This is a genomic window from Burkholderia sp. SIMBA_062, from assembly GCF_046534765.1.
GTDB classification, from domain to species: Bacteria; Pseudomonadota; Gammaproteobacteria; order Burkholderiales; family Burkholderiaceae; genus Burkholderia; species Burkholderia ambifaria.
The window spans coordinates 82,531-102,885 of the sequence record NZ_JAWRYD010000017.1 but is presented as its reverse complement, the minus strand read 5'-3'; the positions used below and the strand labels follow the sequence as shown (position 1 = coordinate 102,885).

Here is a 20,355-nt window from a genome sequence, read left to right as displayed (position 1 = left end):
GGGCACCACGCGTGTCGTTGCGCCTGAAGCAGGCCGCTGGAATCCGAAGACCATACGAAGCGCGCATGGCAGCGACATGGCGACTGTTACGGACCATTCCGGCCGCCGTGAAATGGTCCGTAGCTTTTGTCATGGAGCACCGCTCACGCCCGTACGGAATGCGCGCGCGGCAGCGCAGCGAGCGCGTCGGCCAGCCGCGCGACCACCGCGGGCCAATCACCGGGCCGCGTCTGCCGGAACAGCGTCGCGGACGGATACCACGGGCTGTCGTCGCGTTCGAGCAGCCAGCGCCAGTCAGGCACGCGCGGCAGCAGCACCCACAGAGGTCGCGCGAGCGCACCGGCCAGGTGCGCGAGCGACGTGTCGACGCTGATCACGAGATCCAGCGCGTCGACCAGCGCGGCCGTTTCGGCGAAATCCATCAACGCGTCGGCGAACGACAGCACGCCGCTTGCGGCGAATTCATCCGCGTCGCGCGCACGCACCTGCGGCTGCAGGCTCACGAACGTCGCATCGAGCGCCCCGAACCCGACGAGCGGCGCCAGCGCGGCGAACGGCATCGAGCGGTTCTCGTCGTTCGCGTGACGCGGATTGCCGGACCATGCGAGCCCGACCCGCAGCCGGCCGCGCGGCGAGATCGCGTCGAGGCGCTGCACCCACGCCGCGCGCCGCCGCGCATCGGCGCGCAGATACGGCACGTCGGCCGGCACCGTATCGAGCGTCGTGCGGAACGCATACGGCAGGCTCATCAGCGGACATTGCAGGTCGAAGGCCGGCGCCGGCTGGCCCTCGGTGACGATCCGGCTCACCCCGCGCAGCGTGCCGAGCAGTTCGCCGAGCGCGGCCGGCGCCTCGACGATCACGGTCGCGCCCCGGTCGTGCGCGAGGCCCGCGTAGCGGCAGAACTGCAGCGTGTCGCCGTAGCCCTGTTCCGCATGCAGCAACAGCGTGCGGCCGGCGAGCGGCTCGTCGCCGGTCCACAGCGGCCGGTCCGCATGGCGCCGGTGCAGCATCACGTCGGCCGCGTCCCAGCGCGCCTCGTGCTGCCGCCACCCCGCGTCGAAATCGCCCATCAGCAGCCGGCAGAACGCCTCCGAACGGCGCGCTGCGCCGTGGTGCGGATCGCGTCCGCAAGCATCGGCGTAGTCCGCCAGCGCCGCGTCGTAGTCGCCGCGATGCTGGCGCGCGACCGCCCGCGTGAAGAGCGCCTGCGCGACGTTCGCGGGCGCGGCGGCCGCCGCTGCGTGACTCGCGAGCGCTTCGTCGTAGCGACCGAGTTGCTGCAGTGCCAGCGCCCGGTTGTAATGCAGCTCCGCATGCGGTCCCGTCAGCGCGAGCGCCGCGTCGTAATCCGCGAGCGCTTCGTCGTAGCGGCCGAGCGCGCGCAACGCGGCTGCGCTGTTTCTCCGCGCGTGGATGTCGTCGGGCTTGCGCGCCAAAGCCTCCCGGTACGCGTGCGCGGCCTGCTCGTGACGTTCGAGACCGAGCAGCGCATTGCCGCGTCCGACCCATGCGGCGACGTTGCCGCGATTCAGCGCGAGCAGCCGGTCGCAGCGTTTCAGCAATTCGTCGCGGGCATGCAGCAGATCGAGCGCGACGCAGCTCGCGTAAAGCAGTTGCTCGTCGTCCGGCATCCGCGCGAGCCCTTCGTCGAGACACGCGAGCGCGTCGGCGGGCCGGCCGAGTTCGGTCATCACCACGCCGCACGCGTGGACGAGCTCGAGCGTCTTGCCGCGCACGACCATCGCGAGCTGATAACTGTGAAGCGCCTGCTCGCGATGGCCGAGCGCACGCAGCGCATGGCCACGCTCGGTATGCGCGGCCGGATCGTTCGCGTCGATCCGCAGCACGCGCTCGATGCTGATCAGCGCATCGGCCGGCCGCCCGAGCCATCGCAGTGTCTCGCCACGCCGGCACCACGCCGCCGTGTGGGCCGGTTCGCGCACGAGCGCGCGATCGTAGGCCGCGAGCGCCGCGTCGTATTGGCCGAGCGCGAGCAACGCGTCGCCGCGCGCCGCATGCGACGGCGCATGCTCCGGATCGGCCGCGAGCGCGCGCTCGACAGCGGCGAGCGCATCGCGATGACGGCCGATGCCGGTCAGCGCCGCCGCATGGTTCGCGAGATTCCACGGCTGGTTCAACCCGAACGTCATCGATCGCGCGAGCAGCGGCTCCGCGCGCGCCGGGTCGCCGAGTTTCAGATACACGAGGCCGAGCAGATGCAGCGCCTCGACGTGGTCGGGCGCCATCGTCAGCACGCCTTCGTAGAGCCGCCCGGCGCCCGCGAAGTCGCGCTGCTCGAGCCGCACGCGCGCATTGCGCAGCGCATCGTCGAGCACGGCGCGCAGCGGCACGGCGGCGGCGCCGAGGACGGCGCCCGCCATCGGCGCGGGCTCGCGGCGCGCATTCATCGCGCGCCTTCGCCGACGAGCGCCGGCAATTCGGCCGCGATCCGCTCGACGACGGGCGCCCACTGCCCGCCCTCGGGCTGGCGGAACAATCGCGCGGACGGATACCACAGGCTGTCGTCCCGTTCGAGCAGCCAGCGGAAATCGGGCGTATGCGGAATCATCAGCGCGAGCGGCCGGCCGAGCGCGCCGGCGAGGTGCGCGACGGACGTATCGACGCTGACGATGCCGTCCATCAGCGCAGTGAGCGCCGCCGTGTCCGCGAAGTCCGCCAGCTCGTCGCCGACGAACCGCACGGCGCTCGCGTCGAGCAACGGCCGGTCCTCGTCGCGGACCACCTTCTGCAGGCTGATCCACTCGTAGCGGTCGTCGAATAGCGGCAGCAGATCCGCGAGCGTCATCGAGCGGTTGCGGTCGTTCAGGTGCAGCGGGTTGCCGGACCACACGAGGCCGATGCGCGGCCGCGTCGATGCGCCGAGCCGGTCGCGCCAGCCCGCGACGCGGGCGGGATCGGCGGCGAGATACGGCACGCTCGCCGGAATCGACGTCAGATCGGTGCGGAATTCGAGCGGCAGGCTCAGCAGCGGGCAATGAAGATCGAACGGTGGCAGCGGCTCGCCGCGCGCGACGAGCGTGTCGACGCCGTCGAGCGTCGCGAACAGCGTCTTCAACTCGACCGGCGCTTCAAGCACGACGCGCGCGCCGAGCGCTTTCACGAGCGGCACGTAGCGGCAGAACTGCAGCGTGTCGCCGAGCCCCTGTTCCGGGTACAGCAGGATCGTCTTGCCGTCGAGCGGCATCCCGTGGGTCCAGCGCGGCTGCGCGAACGTGCGCCGGCTCGCGTCGAGCTGCGTATCGCGCCAGCGCCATTCGTATTCGGCCCAGCCCGCTTCGAAATCGCCGATCGACAGACACAGAAACGCCCGCATGCAGTGCGCGAGCACGTAGTCGGGATCGATGTCGATCGCGTCCGCATACGCCTGCCGCGCGTCGTCGTGACGCCTCAGCGCACGCAGCGCATTGCCCCTGTGGAAGTGCGCGAGCTTGTCGCGCGGCGTCGCGGCGATCACGCGCGCGAAATCGTCGAGCGCGGCGTCGTAGCGATGCGTTTCGAGCTGCACGCGGCCGCGCGTGAACCACGCTGGCGCGTAGCTCGCATCGAGCGCGAGCGCGCGGTCGCACATGTCGCGCGCTTCGTCGTGACGTTCGATGCGCATCAGCGCGCTCGCGTAGTTGCACAGCACGCCGGCACTGCCCGGTTCCGCGTCGAGCGCGCGCGCATAGCTGTCGACCGCGTCGCGATAGCGCTCCAGGCGGCTGGCCGCGTTGCCGCGGTTCGCGAGCGCCCGCGCATGGCGCGGATCGATTGCGAGCACGCGGTCGCAGCGCACCAGCGCCTCATCGTGCCGCTCGAGCTGTTCAAGAGCGACCGAGCTGTTGAAGATCGCATCGACGAAGGTCGGGCTCGCCGCGATCGCCGCATTGAAATCCGCGAGCGCCCGTTCCGGATCGTGCAGATCCAGATACGCGACACCGCGCAGGAACAGCACTTCGGCGCTGCCCGGCGTCTGCGCGAGCGCATGGCCATAGCTGTCGACCGCATCGCGGAAACGGCCGAGTTCGCGCAGCGCGAGACCCCGCCCGCGCATCGCGTCGAACGTGCGCCCGGCGATGGCGATCGCGCGGTCGCAATCGGCCAGCGCATCGTCGTGGCGGCCGAGCGCGCGCAGCATGTCGCTGCGCTTCACGTAGCCGTCGGCGAAACCGGAGGTCAGTTCGAGCAGGCGATCGTAGACCGCGCACGCTTCGTCGTACCGCGCAAGCTGCGCGAGCAAGCCCGCCCGCTGAAACAGCGCGCGCTGATGCGCGGGATTGATCGCGAGCGCTTCGTCGAGGCGCGCGAGCGCATCGTGCTCGCGCCCGAGCCCCGCCAGCACCGCCGAATAGTTCGCGAGCGCGAGCGGCACCGGCTGACGCTCGACCGAACGCCGCATCAGCGGCTCGGCGTCGTCGAGGCGCCCCTGCTGGAAGCGCACCGCGCCGAGCAGGTGCAGCGCCTCCGGATGGTCGGGTTCGAGCGCGAGCAGTTCCCCATACGCACGCTCCGCATGCTCCAGTGCGCCGTCGCGATGCGCGTTGCGTGCACGCGCGAGCAGCCGTTCGAGCTGCGCGGCGTCGGGCGGACGGCGATCCGGCGATCGTGGCGCGGCCGGCGCGCTCGCGAGTGTCGTCCCTTCCCCGTTCGATGTCATCGTGTGGCCCCTGGCTGGTCGTTCTGTTCTGGTTCGGTGTCGCTATCGCACGCTTGCATCGATGCCGCCGATCGCGACACGCACCGCGTCGATCACGTCGGCCCAGTTGCCCGGCGCCGGCTGGCGGAACAACCGCGCGGACGGATACCACGGGCTGTCGCCGCGTGCGCGCATCCAGCGCCATTCCGCCGGATCGGGCAGCAGCACCCAGACCGGCGCGCCGAGCGCACCAGCGAGATGCGCGACCGCGGAATCGACCGCGATCACGAGATCGAGCGCGCCGATCAGCGCGGCCGTATCGGCGAAATCGCCGAGTTCTTCGTCGACACGGCGCACCGGCGCATTGGCGAGCAACGTATGGTCCGATTCGCGCATGGGCTTCTGCAGGCTGATCCAGTCGACGTCGAGATCGAACAGCGGCGCGAACCGGGCGAAATCGATCGAGCGGTTGTGATCGTTGCGGTGTTCCGGATTGCCGGCCCACGCGAGGCCGATGCGCGGCCGGCGCCGCTCGCCGAGCAGCGCATCCCACTGCCGTGTGCGCTGCGGGTCCGCATGGAGATAGGCGCCGGCGCGCGGAATGGTGGCCTCGTCGGTGCGGAACGCGTGAGGCAGGCTCAGCAGCGGCGCGTGGCAGTCGAACGCCGGCAGCGGCTGGCCGCGCGCGATCACGTCGGCCGCACCGTGCAGCGACGCCATCAGCGCACGCAGCGGCGGCTGCACCTCGAACACTACGCGCGCACCACGATCGGCCATGAGCGGCACGTAGCGGCAGAATTGCAGCGTGTCGCCGAAGCCCTGCTCCGCATGGATCAGCACCGTCCGGCCGTCGAGCGGCGTGTCGCCGCGCCACGCAGGTTGCGTGAACGGCCGGTAGTGCCGCGCGAGTTGTGCGTCGCGCAGCCGCCATTCGTATTCCGGCCACCCGCGCGCGAAGTCGCCTTCGATCAGATACAACGACGCGCGCGCGAAATGCGCTTCGGCGTAATCGGGCTGCAGCGCGATCGCGCGGTCGTACGCGGCGAGCGCATCGTCCGTGCGAGCCGTTTCGAAATGCAGGTTGCCGCGGTTGAGCCAGTTCGTCGCGTGTTCCGGACGCAGCGCGACTGCGCGGTCGAGCGACGCCATCGCTTCGTCGTAGCGGTGCAGATCCTGCAACACGTTGCCGCGGTTGGTCCACGCTTCGGCGAACCGCGCGTCGCGCGCCAGCGCGGCGTCGTAGCTCGCCAGCGCTTCGTCGTAACGCTTCAGGTAACGCAGCGCGGTGCCGCGATTGCACAGCGTTTCCGCCGAATGCGGATCGATCGCGAGCGCGCGCGCATAGCCGGCGAGCGCGTCGTCGTAGCGCTTGAGCTGCAGCAACGCGTTGCCGCGGCTCGCATGCGCACGCACATGACCTGGGTCGAATGCCAGCACGCGTTCGCAACGGGCGAGCGCCTCGTCCGCGCGGCCGAGCCGTTCGAGCGCCACCGCGCTGTTGTACAGCGCGTCGAGCCGCGCGGGATCGGCCGCGATCGCTTCGTTGAAGGCGGCCAGCGCCTCGCTCGGCCGGTCGAGGTCGATCAGCGTGCGGCCGCGCTCGGCCATGATCGCGGCCACGCCGGGCCGGATCGCGCTCGCGCGGTCGAGGCACTGCAGCGCATCGGCCGGCCGCTGCAGTTCGCGCAGCACGAGACCGCGGTTGAACCAGGATTCGAACGAGCGCGAGTCGACCATCAGCGCGCGGTCGTAGGTATCGAGCGCTTCGTCGAAACGGCCGAGCGCACGCAGCGCGCTGCCGCGATTGCAGAGCGCGTCGAGCACGAGCGGCGACACGGCGAGCGCACGGTCGAACGACGCCAGCGCGTCGTCGTAGCGGCGCAGCCCGATCAGCGTATTGCCGCGACGCACGAGCGTCTGCACGTCGTCGGGCGCCGTGCGCAGTGCGGCCGCGAAATGCTCGAGCGCCTCGTCGATGCGGCCACGCTCGCCGGAGATCGCGCCGAGATCCGACAGCGCGCGCGTGCCGGGCGCGATCGCGATCGACTGGCGCAGCAGCGCTTCGGCGTCGTCGGCCGCGCCGCGCTGGAACTGCAGCACGCCGTACAGGTGCAGCGCCTGCGGATTGTCCGGCTCCTTCGCGAGCACGGCGAGATATTCGCGCGCCGCGTCGTCGAACCGCCCGGCGCTGTGCCAGTTCTGTGCGCGGCTCAGGAGCGCCGCGGATTGCCGTTGTCCGGATGCGTCGTTCCCCGACGCGCCCGCGTGTGCATCATGCCGGTGCTCGACCGTCACGTTCGCCCCCTTCCAGTTTGCCGATGCCGCCGCTGAACGGGCCGAGGCGGCCGGTCGCGGGGTCATGCTCGGGACGAGACTAACGGACACCCAATAACAGACGTATGACGAAAGTTACGGACCTTTTTGTCGGGGGACGGATCGCCGGCGCGGGGGCGGCACCACGCCTATTGGCCGATCGGAATCGTGCGCACGTATTCGACCGCGGGCGCCCCGATCGTGACCGAGAAGCGCACGCCGCGCGGCAACGGCATCCCGAGCGACGTGACGCTGCTGACGCCGTGCTGCGCGAGAAACTGCGCGTAGGTCTGCTCGATCGCGGCCTGGCTTGTCGTCCAGCCGCCGGGCGGAATCCATACCGCCAGTTGCATCGACCGCGCATCGCTGCTGACGACCACGCGCGTGAAATCGTCCATGTGCTGGAGCGCCGTCTCGACCTCGGCCAGCGACGCAATCGGCTGCGACGCGCTGCGCACGAGCTCGCGCCCGTTCAACCGGTAGCGCACGACCTGAACGTGCGCCGGCCCGCCGCCGACACCGAGGTGACGCACCATCACAAGGTCGTTCGGCCGGATCCGCAACGGCGGCCCGAACACCTCGTCGGCCGTCACGAGGTTCATCAGGTCGAACTGCAACTGGGAAAAATAGCGGCCGAGCAGACGCGTTTGCGCCAGATTCGACGCGATATCGTCGCGGCCTCGGATCGTCGCGTCGAGGCCGCGCCACGACAGCAGCGCGATCACGGCCAGCAGCGCGATCGCGACCAGCATCTCGATCAGCGTGAAGCCCCGCGCGCGCGCCGCCGCGCGCGGTTCAGTGGCGCGCTTCATCCTGGACGACCGTCACGACTTCGGCGAGCACGTTGCGGCTCGACGCCGACGAAAATACGCTGACCGTCACGCGCCGCACGAGCGGGCTCGGCAACGCGGCCACGGACTGCCGGCACACGAACCGGTAACGGCCCTGCGGGCAAGCGAACGTCTGCGTGCCGACCGGTGGCCAGGTCGACGCGATGCGGATCTCGCCGAGCGCGTTGTCGGCGCTCCACAGCGCGAGCAGTCGCATGCGCGCCGTGTCGGTGTCCGACGCGAGCGCGCCGATCGCGCGCATCACGGCGCCGAGCGCCACCGCGACGATCGCCAGCGCGATCAGCACCTCGATCAGCGTGAAGCCCCGTAGCCGCGCCCGTGCGGCGCGGTAGGTGTTGGTTCTGTCGTCGCACATGACCTGCGTTCTTGTCGATGAGTCGTCGCCGGGCATCCCGCGCCGAGCGCGCGACGCATCACGCATCGCCGGCACGGCAGACGCCGCGCATGCACGTTAAGTCGCGCGTATGGCAGGTGCGTGTCGAAAGGTACGGACCATTTGGCGCGGTCGATGCGGCGCGCGCGGGCACGCCGGTGTGTCACGCGATGCGTGACGAGCGACAGCGAAACGAGGGAAAAGGGGAACGAAGAGGAAAAACGAGGGCAATGAACGACCGCGCCGATCCAGGATCGGGATTGGGATCGGCGCGACGGCGTCAGGCCGTCACGGTGTCGTCATACTCGGCGCGTGCGCGCTGGCCGGCGGCATAGGCGTCGGCTTCGCCGCGAAAGGCGTCCGTGCTGAATGCGACGACTTTCACACCGACGCCGGACGCCCGCTTTACCGTCAGCGCCCATTGCCAACCGCCGTCTTGTTCGAAGACGTGCAGCGAGGATTCGAGGGATGAGTCCAGTACGGTCACGGGTTGTGCTCCTGCCCTACGCGTCCCATTGGCGGCACCTCAGGCATGTCGAAAAAATGCGCCGGTTCGCGGCGCGTTTCAGCTATTCGACAGTCTAGTCAAGGAATGTTGCGACGCACCATCAGGGCTTACACTCGCCTATCGGAACCCGGTGGTCGATCGAACCTGCCTGAAACCCTTGCGGCACGGGCCTCCCGGGCACGTTTCCGCCGCCGATACACACTCGTGCGACAACGTGCCGCATCGACTACCCATGGATCGTATCGGTCGGAAAACGGGTCGCGATCGAACGCCACCGAGCCGCCCGGGCGGCATGGCCAGCGACTAACGCCCCACCGCCGCCGACACCACCCGCCGGAACGTCAGATTGATGCGCTCGCCCTGCACGGCCGGCGCCTTCGGCACGCGGTGCTGCCATTCGGCCTGCGTGCGGCCGCGCATCACGAGCAGGCTGCCGTGCGTCAGCCGGTACGCATGCACGACGCCGGTCGCACGGTGACGCAGGTCGAACACGCGCATCGCGCCGAGGCTCACCGACGCGATCACCGGTGCGTCGCCGAGCTCCGGCTCGTTGTCCGCATGCCAGCCGAGGCTGTCCTGTCCGTTGCGGTAACGATTGAGCAGCACGCTGTTGAAATGCGCGCCGCACGTGGCCTCGACTGCACGCTTCAGGTCGAGCACGGCCGCCGTCCACGGCGCGGGCACGTTGCGGATCCCCGAATACACGTAGACGGCGTCCGGCTCGCCCTGCCACGCGGTGAGCCGCGGCAGCGGAATGCGGCCGCGCGGCGTGCGAATCGTGTCCTGTCGCCATGCGACTTCATCGATCAGCGCGGCCAGCACGCGATCGGCGTCGGACGGTGCGAGCCAGTCCGGGTACCAGTCCACGTCGGGCGCGGGCGCATCGGCGAAAAGATCGGGCGTCGACATGTCGGGATCAGGCAGAAAATGAACGGTACAGACGAACCATGTCTGCATGGTAGACAACGGCGACACGCGCCGCCATGCGCCGTCATTCCGGCGCGTGGCGCGGCCGCCCGTGCGAACCGTGAACCGCGAAGCCGATGCATTTGCGGCGTGTCACGCGATCATCGCGGCGCGCGTCGATTTCGACGCTATCGCGCCCGTCAACCTTTCGCGCGCGTCAACCGGATCAGCGTGATTTCGGACGGCACGCCGAAGCGGTTCGGCGGCCCCCAGTAGCCGGTGCCGCGGCTCGTATAAAGCCACATCGCGCCGAACCGGTTCAGCCCGCCGATCACCGGCTGCTGCAGCCGCACGAACGGCGGCCACGGCAGGAACTGGCCGCCATGCGTATGGCCGGACAGCTGCACGGTGAAGCCGGCGCGGCTCGCCGCTTCCGCGCTGCGCGGCTGGTGCGCGAGCAGGATCTTCGTCGCGACGTCGCGCGGCGCGCCCGCCAGCGCCTGCTCGGGGTCGCTGCGATGCGCGGGATCGAACCCGCCCGCCGTGAAATCGGTGACGCCCGCGAGCACGGCGCGCGCACCGTCATGCTCGATCAGCACGTGCTCGTTGAGCAGCACCGTCAATCCGATTCGCCGGAATTCGTCGATCCACGCGTGCGCGCCGGCGTAGTACTCGTGGTTGCCCGTCACGAGGAAGCTGCCGTGCCGCGACTGCATGCGGCCGAGCGGCGCCGTGTGCTCGCGCAGCCGCTTGACCGAGCCGTCGACCACGTCGCCCGTGACGACGACGAGATCCGCATCGAGCGCATTGACTGCCCGCACGATCCGCTCGATATAAGGCCGCTTGATCGTCGGCCCGACATGAATGTCCGACAGTTGCACGATCGTCAGCCCGTCGAGCGCGGCCGGCAGCCCGTCGACCGGAATCGACACGCGCTTGACCGCCGCCGTGCGGCGCGCGCCGACGAAGCCGATCGCGGTGACCAGCACCGCCGCCACCAGCACGCCGAGCGCCGTGTCGGGGCTCGCGTCGCTCCAGGCGCCGTCATGCCCGAGATGCCGCCACGCGACGACGCCGAGCAGCACCAGCTCGCGCAGGAACGTCAGCACCAGCAGCGACGAGAAGAAGCCCATCGCGAGCGAGCCGGCCCAGCCGACGAGCGTCGCGGCCCAGCCTTCGTCGAAGCGGCGCGAGAACATGCCGACCGGAATCAGCACGACGAAGCTCGCCAGTACCAGCGCCGCGAGCGTGCGCGCGAGCGGCGACGCGAATGCGCCGGGAATGATCCGCATCCCGACATACACATGGAACAGCACGCCGATTGCGATGAACCGGACAAAGAAACTTCGCATGGAACACTCATCCTCGTTGCGCTACCACCGTCGCGCGGCGCGTCGGCCGGGATCGTGACGTCAAGTCTCGTCATGCCCCGCGCCACGCGCCGCGTCCTTCGCACGATGGTACACAGATACCGGCCGGCTCGACCGGTCGCGGATTCGCAACCGCCCGCGCAGCAATCCGGCTTGCGCCGCCTCGATTCCCGCCCATCGGCGAACGAACGTCGCCGGCGCGGTTCCGTCTGACGATCCTTTACGGTCCGTCAGCCACCCTGCGACAGCATCCGCTGGCAGAATCGCGGACCGCGCCACGCGCCGTACCCGAACGCCCGGCGGGCGCCTCGGCGCGTGCTACGGGCCCGCGCCGCATCGCTGGCGGTCCGCATCGCGCTGATTTATGATCGGCTCCGTATCGCGGAATCGTCGTCGCGGCAACGAACCGCATTGCGCCGCGCCCGGCATCCACCCCCAACGTCGAGCTCGTCACACCATGAGAAAAACAACGCCGCGCGTGCCCCTGCGCGCCGCCGCCGTCCTGGTGCCAGCCCTGCCGCTGGCGGGCTGCACGTCGCACGGCGCACCGTCGTATGTCCTGTTCGGCGCGTATTTCCCGCTCTGGCTCGTCAGCGCGATCGTCGGCATCGTCGGCGCGATCGTCGCGCACCGCGTGTTCGTCGCGACCGGCTGGGCCGCCACGGTGCCCTACCAGCTCGCCGTCTGCACCGCGATCGGGCTCGTGGTCGCCGTGATCGTATGGCTCACCGGCACGGGTCCGTTTGCATGAAGGCCGCCGGAATCGCCCGCCCCTCCACGAAAGGCCGCGTGATCGCGCTGGCGATCGTCGCGCTCGGCATCGCCGCGCTCGCGTTCGCGTACCACCGCACATCGGCCTACCCGTCCACCGACGACGCGTCGATCGACGCGGACGTCGTCCACGTCGCGTCGCCCGTCGGCGGCCGCATCGTGCGGCTCGCCGTGCACGAGAACCAGCGCGTCGCGAAAGGCGACCTGCTGTATGAAATCGATCCGGTGCCGTACCGGCTGACGGTCGCGCAGGCGCAGGCTGATCTCGAGCTCGCGCGCGCATCGCTCGACACGCGCCGCCGCTCGCTGATCGGCGAGCGTTCGAACGCGGCGGTCGCCGCCGAGCAGGTCAAGCGCGCGACGCAGAATTACGACCTCGCGACGCGCGACGTGAACCGGCTCGCGCCGCTCGCCGCGCAGGGCTACGTCAGCGCGCAGCAGTTCGACCAGGCGAAGGTCCGGCAGCGCGATGCGGCCGTGTCGCTCGCGCAGGCAAAGGAACAGCAGCGATCGTCCGCGCAGACGATCGGCGACGATGCCGACGCGATCGCGACGCTCCATGCGCGCGAAGCGGCGCTCGCCCGCGCGCAGCACGCGCTCGACGACACGGTCGTGCGCGCGCCGCACGACGGGCTCGTGACGGGCCTGACCGTGCTCGCCGGCGAAACCCTCGCGCCGAACCAGTCGATCTTCACGCTGATCGACGCAAGCGAATGGTTCGCGGTCGGCAATTTCCGCGAAACGTCGCTGAATCGCATCGCGGTCGGCGATTGCGCGACCGTCTATTCGATGATCGACCGCAGCCGTCCGCTGACGGGCAAGGTGGTCGGCATCGGCGCGGGCATCGCGGACAGCGATCGCATCAACCTGCCGCGCGCGCTGCCGATCGTGCAGCGTTCGGTGAACTGGGTGCATGTCGCGCAGCGCTTCCCCGTGCGCGTGAAGCTCGACGAACCCGACGGCAAGCTCGTGCGTGTCGGCGCGAGCGCGATCGTCGAGGTCCGGCATGGCTCAGCCTGCCGCTGACGTCCGCGCGCCGGGCCCGCGCGAAGTTCTGCGACTGCTCGCGCCGTTTCCGGGGCGCACGTCGATCGCCGTGCGGGTCGCACTGATCTGCGCGCTGACCGTGCTCGTGACGAGCGCGTACGGCACGCCCGAAGCCGCGCTGTCCGCCTACGTCGTGTTCTTCATGATCCGCGCCGACCGCGTGACGAGCATCGTGCTCGCGGCGGCGCTCCTGCTGATCGTCACGATCGTGATCGGGCTCGTGCTCGGCATCGCGATCTTCAGCATCGACTATTCGATCCTGCGGGTTGCGTGCATGGCCGTGCTGTCGGTCGGGCTGCTGTACCTGACGTCGGCCAGCAAGCTGCGCCCCGTGGGCGCGATCCTCGCGATGATCGTCGGCTTCGGGCTCGACCAGCTCGGCCTCGCACCGTTCGGCGAAGCCGCGACCCGCGCGCTGCTGTATATCTGGCTGACGATCGCGATTCCCGTCGGCGTTGCGATCGTCGTGAACCTGCTGATCGCGCCGTCGCCGCGCCGGCTCGCGCTCGCGCAGATCGCGAAGCGGCTGCGGCTCGCCGCGCGTCGGCTGCGCGGCGACGACGACGCGTGCGCGGCGTTCGACGCCAGCCTGCGCGAAGGCGACAAGCAGCTGCTGACGTGGCTCAAGCTCTCGAAACTCGAAGGCTCGTCGAGCGCCGCCGACGTTGCGGCACTGCGCCAGGCGATTGCGTCGAGCACGGCGCTGATGGTCGGCGTCGCGCTGGCCGATCGCGAACCCGACGCGCGGCTGCCCGCCGCGTTCGCCGCATCGATCGCCGCCACGCTCGACGAGATGGCGGCCATTCTCGAGCGCGGCGGCTATCCGGTCGACGTGACGCTCGCGCTGCCGCCGGTCGATGCACTGCCGCCGCTCGCGCGCGTCGCCGCGACCGATCTCCATGCGGCGATCACGCGCTTCGCGGAACCGGGCGCGGCGGCCGATACGACTGCACCCGCGCCGGCCGCGCCCGTCGGCGCGTCCGCCGCTGCCCGCCCCGAGCCCGTCGCATCGCCCGCACCGGCGCCGCGCGGCGGCTTCTTCCTGGCGGATGCGCGCAGCAATCCCGATCACATCCGCTATGCGCTGAAGACGACCGCCGCGGCCATCTTCTGCTATCTGCTGTATTCGCAGCTCGACTGGTCGGGCATCCATACGTGCGTCGTCACCTGCTACATCGTGTCGCTCGGCTCGACCGCCGAGACGGTCGAGAAGCTCACGCTGCGGATCGTCGGCTGCATCGTCGGTGCGCTGCTCGGCACCGCGGCGCTCGTGTTCGTCGTTCCGGCGCTCTCGTCGATCGGTCAGCTGATGGCGCTGGTGTTCGCGGGCGCGTGGCTGTCCGCGTGGGTCGCGTTCGGCTCGCCGCGCATCGGGTACGCGGGCTTCCAGATCGCGTTCGCGTTTTTCCTGTGCGTGATCCAGGGTGCCGGCCCCGGCTTCGACCTGACGATCGCGCGCGATCGCACGATCGGCATCCTGCTCGGCAACGTCGTCGTGTATCTCGTATTCACGCGCATCTGGCCCGTCAGCATCGGCAAGCAGATCGACGTCGCGCTCGCCGCGCTGCTCGAGCAGTGGCGCCGCGTCGTTCAGATCGCGCAGCCGGCCGAACGTCGCACGCTCGCCGCCGAAGCCTTCGCGCGCCACGGCGCGATCGCGCAGGAGCTCGGCCTCGTCCACTACGAACCGTCGTGGGTACGCCCCGCCGCCACGTGGCTCGCCACCCGGCGACGCGCACTCGCGGAACTCGGCGCGCTCGAAGGCCCGCTGTTCCTGCTCGCCGAGCGTGCGCCGGGCGACGCGGCGATCGGCGCGCGGCTCGCGCGCGTGGTCGCGCTGCGTGACGGCGACCCGGCTGCCGACACCGCTTCGCCGACGGCGTATTCGAGAACAAGCGCGGCGACCATGCCGGCCGCCGCGCCCGCCGACCCTGCACGCGACGCGCTGCTGAACCTGATCGACACGCGGCTCGCGCATATCGCCGAGGCCGCGCGTCAAGCCACCCCGAAGGAGCCTGCCCCTCATGCGCGTCCCTGAACCGCCGGCCGCGTCGATCGCCGCCGCCGCGCTCGCGACTGCCGTCGCGCTGGCCGGTTGCGCAACGTCGTCGATCGATCTGGCGCCGGACGCACCCGATCGCCCGTGGCAGCCGCAAACGTCGGCCGCGGGCGACATCGTGCCGGCCCCGCCGCTCGCGTCCGCGCAACGCGCACCGCACGACTACACGCTGCCGCCCTCGCCCGCGCTCGCATCGGTGTCGCCGCCCGCCGCGCTCGATGCCGCGCATCCGTACACGCTGCCCGAGCTGATCGATCTCGCCGAATCGACGAACCCGCTGACCCGCATCGCGTGGAACGACGCGCGCAACGCAGCGCTCGCGGTCGGCATCGCGAAGGCCGCGTACCTGCCGAACCTGTCCGCGACCGCAATGGGCGCGTACCAGACGAGCCACGGCTCGACATCCACGATCCTCGGCGACGCGTCGAGCAACACGACCGCGCACGGCACGATTTCAGCGCTGTCGCTGCAATGGCTGCTGTTCGATTTCGGCGGCCGCGCGGCGCGCGTCGAGGCGGCCGAGCAGGCGTCGGTCGCGTCGAACGTCGCGTTCACGGCCGTGCATCAGCAAGTGATCCACGACGTGACGGTCGCGTACTACCGCTACGAAGCCGCACGCTCGCGCGCGGCCAGCGCGCAGCAGGGCCTGACGAATGCCGACGCGATCCTCGCGGCGTCCCGCGCACGGCTGAAGCAAGGCGTCGGCACCGTCGTCGAACTCGCACAGTCGACGCAGAACCGGGCGCAGGCGAATCTCGCGCTGGTGCAGGCGAACGGCGCGCAAAGCGACAGCTACCTCGCGCTGGTCTCCGCGCTCGGCATCTCGCCGCTGTCGAAGCCGTCGATCGCCGCGCTGCCGAAGCGGCCGCTGCCGCCCGCGCTCGCTTCGTCGGTCGATGCGATCGTGTCGGATGCGATCGCGCGCCGTCCCGACCTGCAGGGCGCGTATGCGCTCGAGCAGGCCAACCGGGCGAAGATCAAGGCCGCGGAAGCCGCGTTCATGCCGAAGGTCTTCCTGTCCGCGTCGACGTCCTATGCCAGCGGCGGCACGGCGATCACCGCGCTGCCCGCGATCGGCGACCAGGCGCCGACCGTCAACCTGAACGGCAGCCGCTACGGCGGCGGCGTGTTCCTCGGCGTAACGATCCCGCTATACGATGGCGGCCTGCGCTCGGCGGTGCTGATGCAGGCACGCAACGATGCGCAGAGCGCGTCCGCGCGACTCACGCGGACCAAGGAGGAAGCCGTCCGCCAGGTCGTCGCCGCGCAGAATGCGGTGCAGACGAGCCTTGCGTCGCACGATGCGGCAAAGGCGCTCGTCGACGCCGCGCAGACGAGCTACGACGCGGCGCTGGCCGCGTACCGGAACGGCGTGGGCTCGGTCACCGATGCGACGATCGCGCAAAGCCAGTTGCTCGCGGCCCGCAACGCGGAGGTCGACAGCTACGCCGGCGCGCTGTCGGCCGCCGCCGCGCTGGCGCTCGCGACGGGGACGATCGGGTCGTCGCAGTAACCGTCGCAGTAACCGTCGCAGTAACCGTCGCAGTGCGGCGCCGGCCGGCCGCCCAACCGGTTGACGGGTGCGCGGGCGGCCGACTAGAATGCCGCCCATTCTTCCTTCAGGAACCATCGTGGACAGTTGCAGCACTCCGTTGCGTGCGCCGCTTGCCGCCTGAACGCCTGTCCGACGCAGTTCTCCTGCCGCGGCTCGCGTTCCGCGAGCCCGCACGCCTCCCGTTTCACACTGAATGACGTATTCGCGCGGTACAGTGCCGCGCGATGACGGCCATCGTGCCGCGTTCGGCATCTCGTCGACGCGACGCGGGCCGGCATGCGCTCATTGCACGGCAGGACACTCATGACTCTCGATTTCGCACTCCGTCTTTTCACCGCGTTCGCCTGCGGCGTCGCGATCGGCCTCGAACGCCAGATGCGGCAACGCACGGCGGGCCTGCGCACCATCACGCTCGTCGCGAGCGGCGCATGCCTGTTCGTCACACTCGGCGTGCTGACCGGCAACGGCGTGGCCGGCGTCACGCAGATCGCCGCCTACGTCGTGTCGGGCGTCGGCTTTCTCGGCGGCGGCGTGATCATGCGCGACAAGGGTTCGATCCAGGGCATCAACACGGCCGCGACGCTGTGGTGCTCGGCCGCCGTCGGCGTGCTGGCCGGCTCTGGCCACTTCGTGCCGGCGCTGGCCGGCACGGGCGTCGTGCTGCTCACCAACACGGTACTGCGCGGCGTCAGCCAGGCGATCAACGCGACTCCCGTGTCGAATGCCGATCTCGTGCGCGAATACCAGATCACCGTGATCTGCCTCACCGCGGACGAAGTGCACATCCGCACGCTGCTGTCGAATTCGATGTATGCGAAACCGCTGTCGTTCCAGAGCCTGACCAGCGAGGACGTGCCCGAGCAGCCGGACCGGCTGAAGGTGACCGCGACGCTGAAGCTGCATCCGAAGGATCAGCAGAAGCTCGAGCAGATCGCGAGCCGGATGAGCATGGAAAAGAGCATTTCCAGCGTGAGCTGGACCGCGAAGGAAGCGGAGCCGCTGATGGAGTGAGCGGCAGCGGCCGCTCGTGCGTTCGTGCAGCGCGATCGCCCCGCCGCCGGTGCCGCGTCAGGGGGTTTCGATGAGTCCGGCCGCGATCGCCTTGACGACCGCCTGGACCTTGTTCGTCGCGCCGAGCTTCTCGAGGATGTTGTTCACGTGGAAGTTGACCGTGCGCTCCGAGATGCTGAGGATCTGGCCGATCTCGCACGCGGTCTTGCCTTCGGCCGTCCAGCACAGCACCTCGCGCTCGCGCGCGGTCAGCGTGACGCTCGACTCGGGCGACAGCTTCGGCACCATGAAGCGGCTCATCAGCGAATGCGACAGGTTCGCGAGCCAGTTCGTCTGCAGCGTCAGCATGTTGATCTCGGCCGGCGTGAGCCGGTCCGCATGACGTGCGATGCTCAGCAGCCCGAACGCGCCGCGCGCCGCCCAGCTCGACTGCGCAACGCCCACCGACAGCCCGTAGTCGCGCGCGTCCTGCCACAACGGGCACGGGTCGATCCGGTCGACGTCCGGCCACACGATCATGTTGGTGCTCAACGCGCCATCGCGAACCGTCGAATCGATCTCGATGTAGTTCTGCGCCTGGTAGCGCGCCATCCAGCCGTCCGGATAGGTGTTGAAGATCGCGACGGCCGGCTTCGACACGGGCAGCGGCACGCGAATGCCGTAACAGCAATATTCGAAGCCGAGGCGTTTAGAATAGGCAGCGATCCGCTGGAAGAGCTGCTGCTCGTCTTCCGCGGCACTGAATTGTTGGTAGGCATCCTGCCAGCGTAATTCCATTATTTCTCCGACAACGTCACGCTGTCATACCTGTCAGGTGCCAGCGCCGGTTCGGGGCTGATACATTCCGCGCATGACTTCACCTTTGTTGCATCCGGTCCGCGGCCCGTCTCCGGACGGCTACGTACGGCTGTCCGAAAACGCACTGGCCGCGCTCGCGCTCGACCATGTCGCCAGCGACTTCGATGCATCGCTGCTCGCGGAACTGCGCGACAGCGCCATCGACGCGCGCCTGGCCGGCTACACCGAATGGCACCGCCCGGCCAGTGCCGGCGTCGCGTATCTGACGGTCGGCTGGGACTGGTATCTCGAACGTGCAACGGGCATGTTCGTGATCGCGGGGGGCGACGTCCGCAGCAACATCATGGCAGTCGATGCCAGCGGCGCCGATCTCGGCATGTTCCGCACCGCCGCCGCGCTCGCCGCGCGGCTGGCAGGCATCGACTGGCCCGCCGCGGTCGCATCGGCGCTGCTCGGTCGCAACGACACCTATCATGCCGGCCCCACGCTCCAGTGACAATCGGCCACACTTTCCTCTGACATTTCCGCAAGACTGGCGCTCTTTATAAGCAAAAGCCGCCCGTATTTCAATCCCGCCGATCAAGAAACCGTTACCACCGGTCAAATCGCCTCGGCGCACGTCTACCTGTAAGAGTTACCAGTTACCGCCTCCTCGTGACGCGCGCTGTAATGCGTGCATACAAAGACCAATCCGAGGACACCATGCGAACCTTCGTTCACGAGGAAGGGCGGTTGCCGCACGAACTTGCAGCGGATTTAGGGCGCTATCGGCGCCGTGTATTCGTCGAACAGCTCGGTTGGGCGCTTCCGTCGGCGAACGAGAGTTTCGAGCGCGATCAGTTCGATCGCGACGATACCGTCTACGTGTTCGCGAGAAACGCCGGCGGCGACGTGTGCGGATGTGCGCGCCTGTTGCCGACCACCCGCCCGTACCTGCTGAAGTCGTTGTTCGCCGACCTGATCGCCGAAGACGTCGCGCTGCCGCAATCGGCTGCCGTCTGGGAGCTGTCGCGGTTCGCGGCGACCGGCGACGAAGGCGGTCCGGGCAATGCCGAGTGGGCCGTCCGCCCGATGCTGGCCGCGGTCGTCGAATGCGCGGCGCAGCTCGGCGCGCGGCAGCTGATCGGCGTGACGTTCGCGAGTGTGGAGCGGCTGTTCCGCCGGATCGGCGTGCACGCGCACCGGGCAGGGCCGCCCAAGCAGGTGGATGGTCGTCTGGTTGTCGCGTGCTGGATCGACATCGATCCGCAAACGTTTGCTGCACTTGGAATCGAGCCGGGACGGGCCGCCCGGCAAGCCATCGCCGCCTGAGCCGGAACGCGCGTAGTCCGGCCGCGGCATCGTAACGAAGGAGAACCACCTTGGACCAGTCTCAGGTCTTTCGCGCGATGATGCCCGGCTTGACGGGTGCCGGCGGCGCCCGCATCGCAGTCGCCTACCCGTCGTTTCCGCGGCCGCTGCCGCTCGTGCGGCTCGATCGCCGCGGCCTCGTGTTCCGGGCTGCCGGCGCCGCGCCGCTCGTGTGCGGGCTGCCGCGCGCGGCGACGCTGCTGGTCGCCGACGAGCCGCTCTGCTCCCTGCGCCTCGTGATCCGCGACATCGCCGCGGCCGACGACGGCCGGCACGACCTCACGATGCAGCCGTCCGGTGCCGCCAGCGACGAACTGCTGTGGCACGCGCTCCGCGAACGCGCACCGTACCGGCAGATCCGGCAGCCGCTCGCGCCCGTCGATGCGGCCGTCGCACCGAACGGCGAGCCGCAGGCCGCCGGCGACGCCGCGCAGCGTCCGTCGCGCAGCGCGGCGTTCCGTCTGCGCAGCCACAGCGATGCGCTGTTCTTCGCCGACTGGCTCGAATATCACTTCGACGAGCTGCGCGCGCTGTCGCAGCGGCACGGGCCGCAACTGCAGCTCAACCAGTTGCAGCGGCAGGTCGCCGACGACGGGGTGGGCGTGCGCTTCCTCTACGACATCGATGGACACGCGACGCGGCACGCGCTGACCGACTGCGCGCGCGAGGCCTGCGCGTGGATCGAGATGGAAATGCGCGACAAGTACGCGGTGCCGGTTGCGCAGGAGCGGTTCGGCGCATTCGCCGCGCACGCGCGGGCAGGCGGGATGTGAGCATGTGAGAGTGACGGCGGCCCCGGGATGC

The 20,355-nt window shown here is 69.8% G+C and carries 17 protein-coding genes; 8 read left to right on the top strand and 9 right to left on the bottom strand.

The genetic code is table 11. From position 1 onward, the window contains the following. Positions 1-143: 143 nt before the first annotated feature. From SB786_RS20030 to SB786_RS19995, 8 genes are all read right to left on the bottom strand, one after another. Positions 144-2,411, bottom strand: a complete 2,268-nt coding sequence (locus tag SB786_RS20030; protein WP_410728966.1) for a tetratricopeptide repeat protein — start codon at positions 2,409-2,411, stop codon at positions 144-146. Next, positions 2,408-4,660 (bottom strand): tetratricopeptide repeat protein, encoded by a 2,253-nt coding sequence (locus tag SB786_RS20025; protein ID WP_410728965.1) that lies wholly within the window; start codon positions 4,658-4,660, stop codon positions 2,408-2,410. The genes SB786_RS20030 and SB786_RS20025 overlap by 4 nt, the downstream gene beginning before the upstream one ends. A 42-nt stretch (positions 4,661-4,702) precedes the next feature. Then, a complete protein-coding gene (locus SB786_RS20020; RefSeq protein ID WP_410729032.1) occupies positions 4,703-6,934 on the bottom strand; it encodes a tetratricopeptide repeat protein in 2,232 nt (743 codons plus the stop codon). Between the two features lie 167 nt (positions 6,935-7,101). Next, positions 7,102-7,764 (bottom strand): type II secretion system protein J, encoded by a 663-nt coding sequence (locus tag SB786_RS20015; protein ID WP_410728964.1) that lies wholly within the window; start codon positions 7,762-7,764, stop codon positions 7,102-7,104. Further along, positions 7,748-8,158 (bottom strand): type II secretion system minor pseudopilin GspI, encoded by a 411-nt coding sequence (gene gspI / locus SB786_RS20010; protein WP_284891382.1) that lies wholly within the window; start codon positions 8,156-8,158, stop codon positions 7,748-7,750. The genes SB786_RS20015 and gspI overlap by 17 nt, the downstream gene beginning before the upstream one ends. A gap of 298 nt (positions 8,159-8,456) precedes the next feature. Continuing rightward, positions 8,457-8,663, bottom strand: a complete 207-nt coding sequence (locus SB786_RS20005; RefSeq protein WP_410728963.1) for a hypothetical protein — start codon at positions 8,661-8,663, stop codon at positions 8,457-8,459. 324 nt (positions 8,664-8,987) lie between these two features. Continuing rightward, positions 8,988-9,593: an alpha-ketoglutarate-dependent dioxygenase AlkB family protein gene (locus tag SB786_RS20000; RefSeq protein WP_410728962.1), complete on the bottom strand. Its 606-nt coding sequence runs from the start codon at positions 9,591-9,593 to the stop codon at positions 8,988-8,990. A 197-nt stretch (positions 9,594-9,790) separates the two neighbouring features. Next, positions 9,791-10,942 carry a metallophosphoesterase gene (locus tag SB786_RS19995; RefSeq protein WP_410728961.1) on the bottom strand — a complete coding sequence of 384 codons (1,152 nt, stop codon included), beginning with the start codon at positions 10,940-10,942 and terminating at the stop codon, positions 9,791-9,793. Between the two features lie 475 nt (positions 10,943-11,417). Between SB786_RS19995 and SB786_RS19990 the strand changes: the two genes are divergently transcribed. The 5 genes from SB786_RS19990 (at position 11,418) to SB786_RS19970 (ending at position 17,403) form a co-directional block, all read left to right on the top strand. Next, positions 11,418-11,711 (top strand): hypothetical protein, encoded by a 294-nt coding sequence (locus SB786_RS19990; RefSeq protein WP_334042098.1) that lies wholly within the window; start codon positions 11,418-11,420, stop codon positions 11,709-11,711. Further along, entirely contained in the window at positions 11,708-12,757 is a 1,050-nt protein-coding gene (gene mdtN / locus SB786_RS19985; protein WP_410728960.1) for a multidrug transporter subunit MdtN, read from the top strand. Before SB786_RS19990 ends, mdtN begins: the two co-directional genes overlap by 4 nt. Continuing rightward, positions 12,738-14,816: an FUSC family protein gene (locus SB786_RS19980; RefSeq protein WP_410728959.1), complete on the top strand. Its 2,079-nt coding sequence runs from the start codon at positions 12,738-12,740 to the stop codon at positions 14,814-14,816. The genes mdtN and SB786_RS19980 overlap by 20 nt, the downstream gene beginning before the upstream one ends. Then, entirely contained in the window at positions 14,803-16,350 is a 1,548-nt protein-coding gene (locus SB786_RS19975) for a TolC family protein (protein WP_410728958.1), read from the top strand. The genes SB786_RS19980 and SB786_RS19975 overlap by 14 nt, the downstream gene beginning before the upstream one ends. A 345-nt stretch (positions 16,351-16,695) precedes the next feature. Further along, positions 16,696-17,403: an MgtC/SapB family protein gene (locus tag SB786_RS19970; protein ID WP_410728957.1), complete on the top strand. Its 708-nt coding sequence runs from the start codon at positions 16,696-16,698 to the stop codon at positions 17,401-17,403. Positions 17,404-17,460: 57 nt separating this feature from the next. Here SB786_RS19970 and SB786_RS19965 read toward each other — a convergent pair whose 3' ends face one another. Continuing rightward, on the bottom strand, positions 17,461-18,180 hold the full coding sequence (locus tag SB786_RS19965) for an autoinducer binding domain-containing protein (RefSeq protein ID WP_410728956.1): 720 nt from the start codon (positions 18,178-18,180) through the stop codon (positions 17,461-17,463). Between the two features lie 73 nt (positions 18,181-18,253). Between SB786_RS19965 and SB786_RS19960 the strand changes: the two genes are divergently transcribed. The 3 genes from SB786_RS19960 to SB786_RS19950 all read left to right on the top strand — a co-directional run bounded on the left by SB786_RS19960 (position 18,254) and on the right by SB786_RS19950 (position 20,324). Then, a complete protein-coding gene (locus tag SB786_RS19960) occupies positions 18,254-18,697 on the top strand; it encodes a DUF4902 domain-containing protein (RefSeq protein ID WP_410728955.1) in 444 nt (147 codons plus the stop codon). Positions 18,698-18,903: 206 nt separating this feature from the next. Then, positions 18,904-19,512, top strand: coding sequence for an acyl-homoserine-lactone synthase (locus tag SB786_RS19955; RefSeq protein WP_410728954.1), 609 nt, complete (start codon positions 18,904-18,906; stop codon positions 19,510-19,512). Positions 19,513-19,562: 50 nt separating this feature from the next. Beyond that, on the top strand, positions 19,563-20,324 hold the full coding sequence (locus tag SB786_RS19950) for a hypothetical protein (protein WP_410728953.1): 762 nt from the start codon (positions 19,563-19,565) through the stop codon (positions 20,322-20,324). The last annotated feature ends 31 nt before the right edge of the window (positions 20,325-20,355 follow it).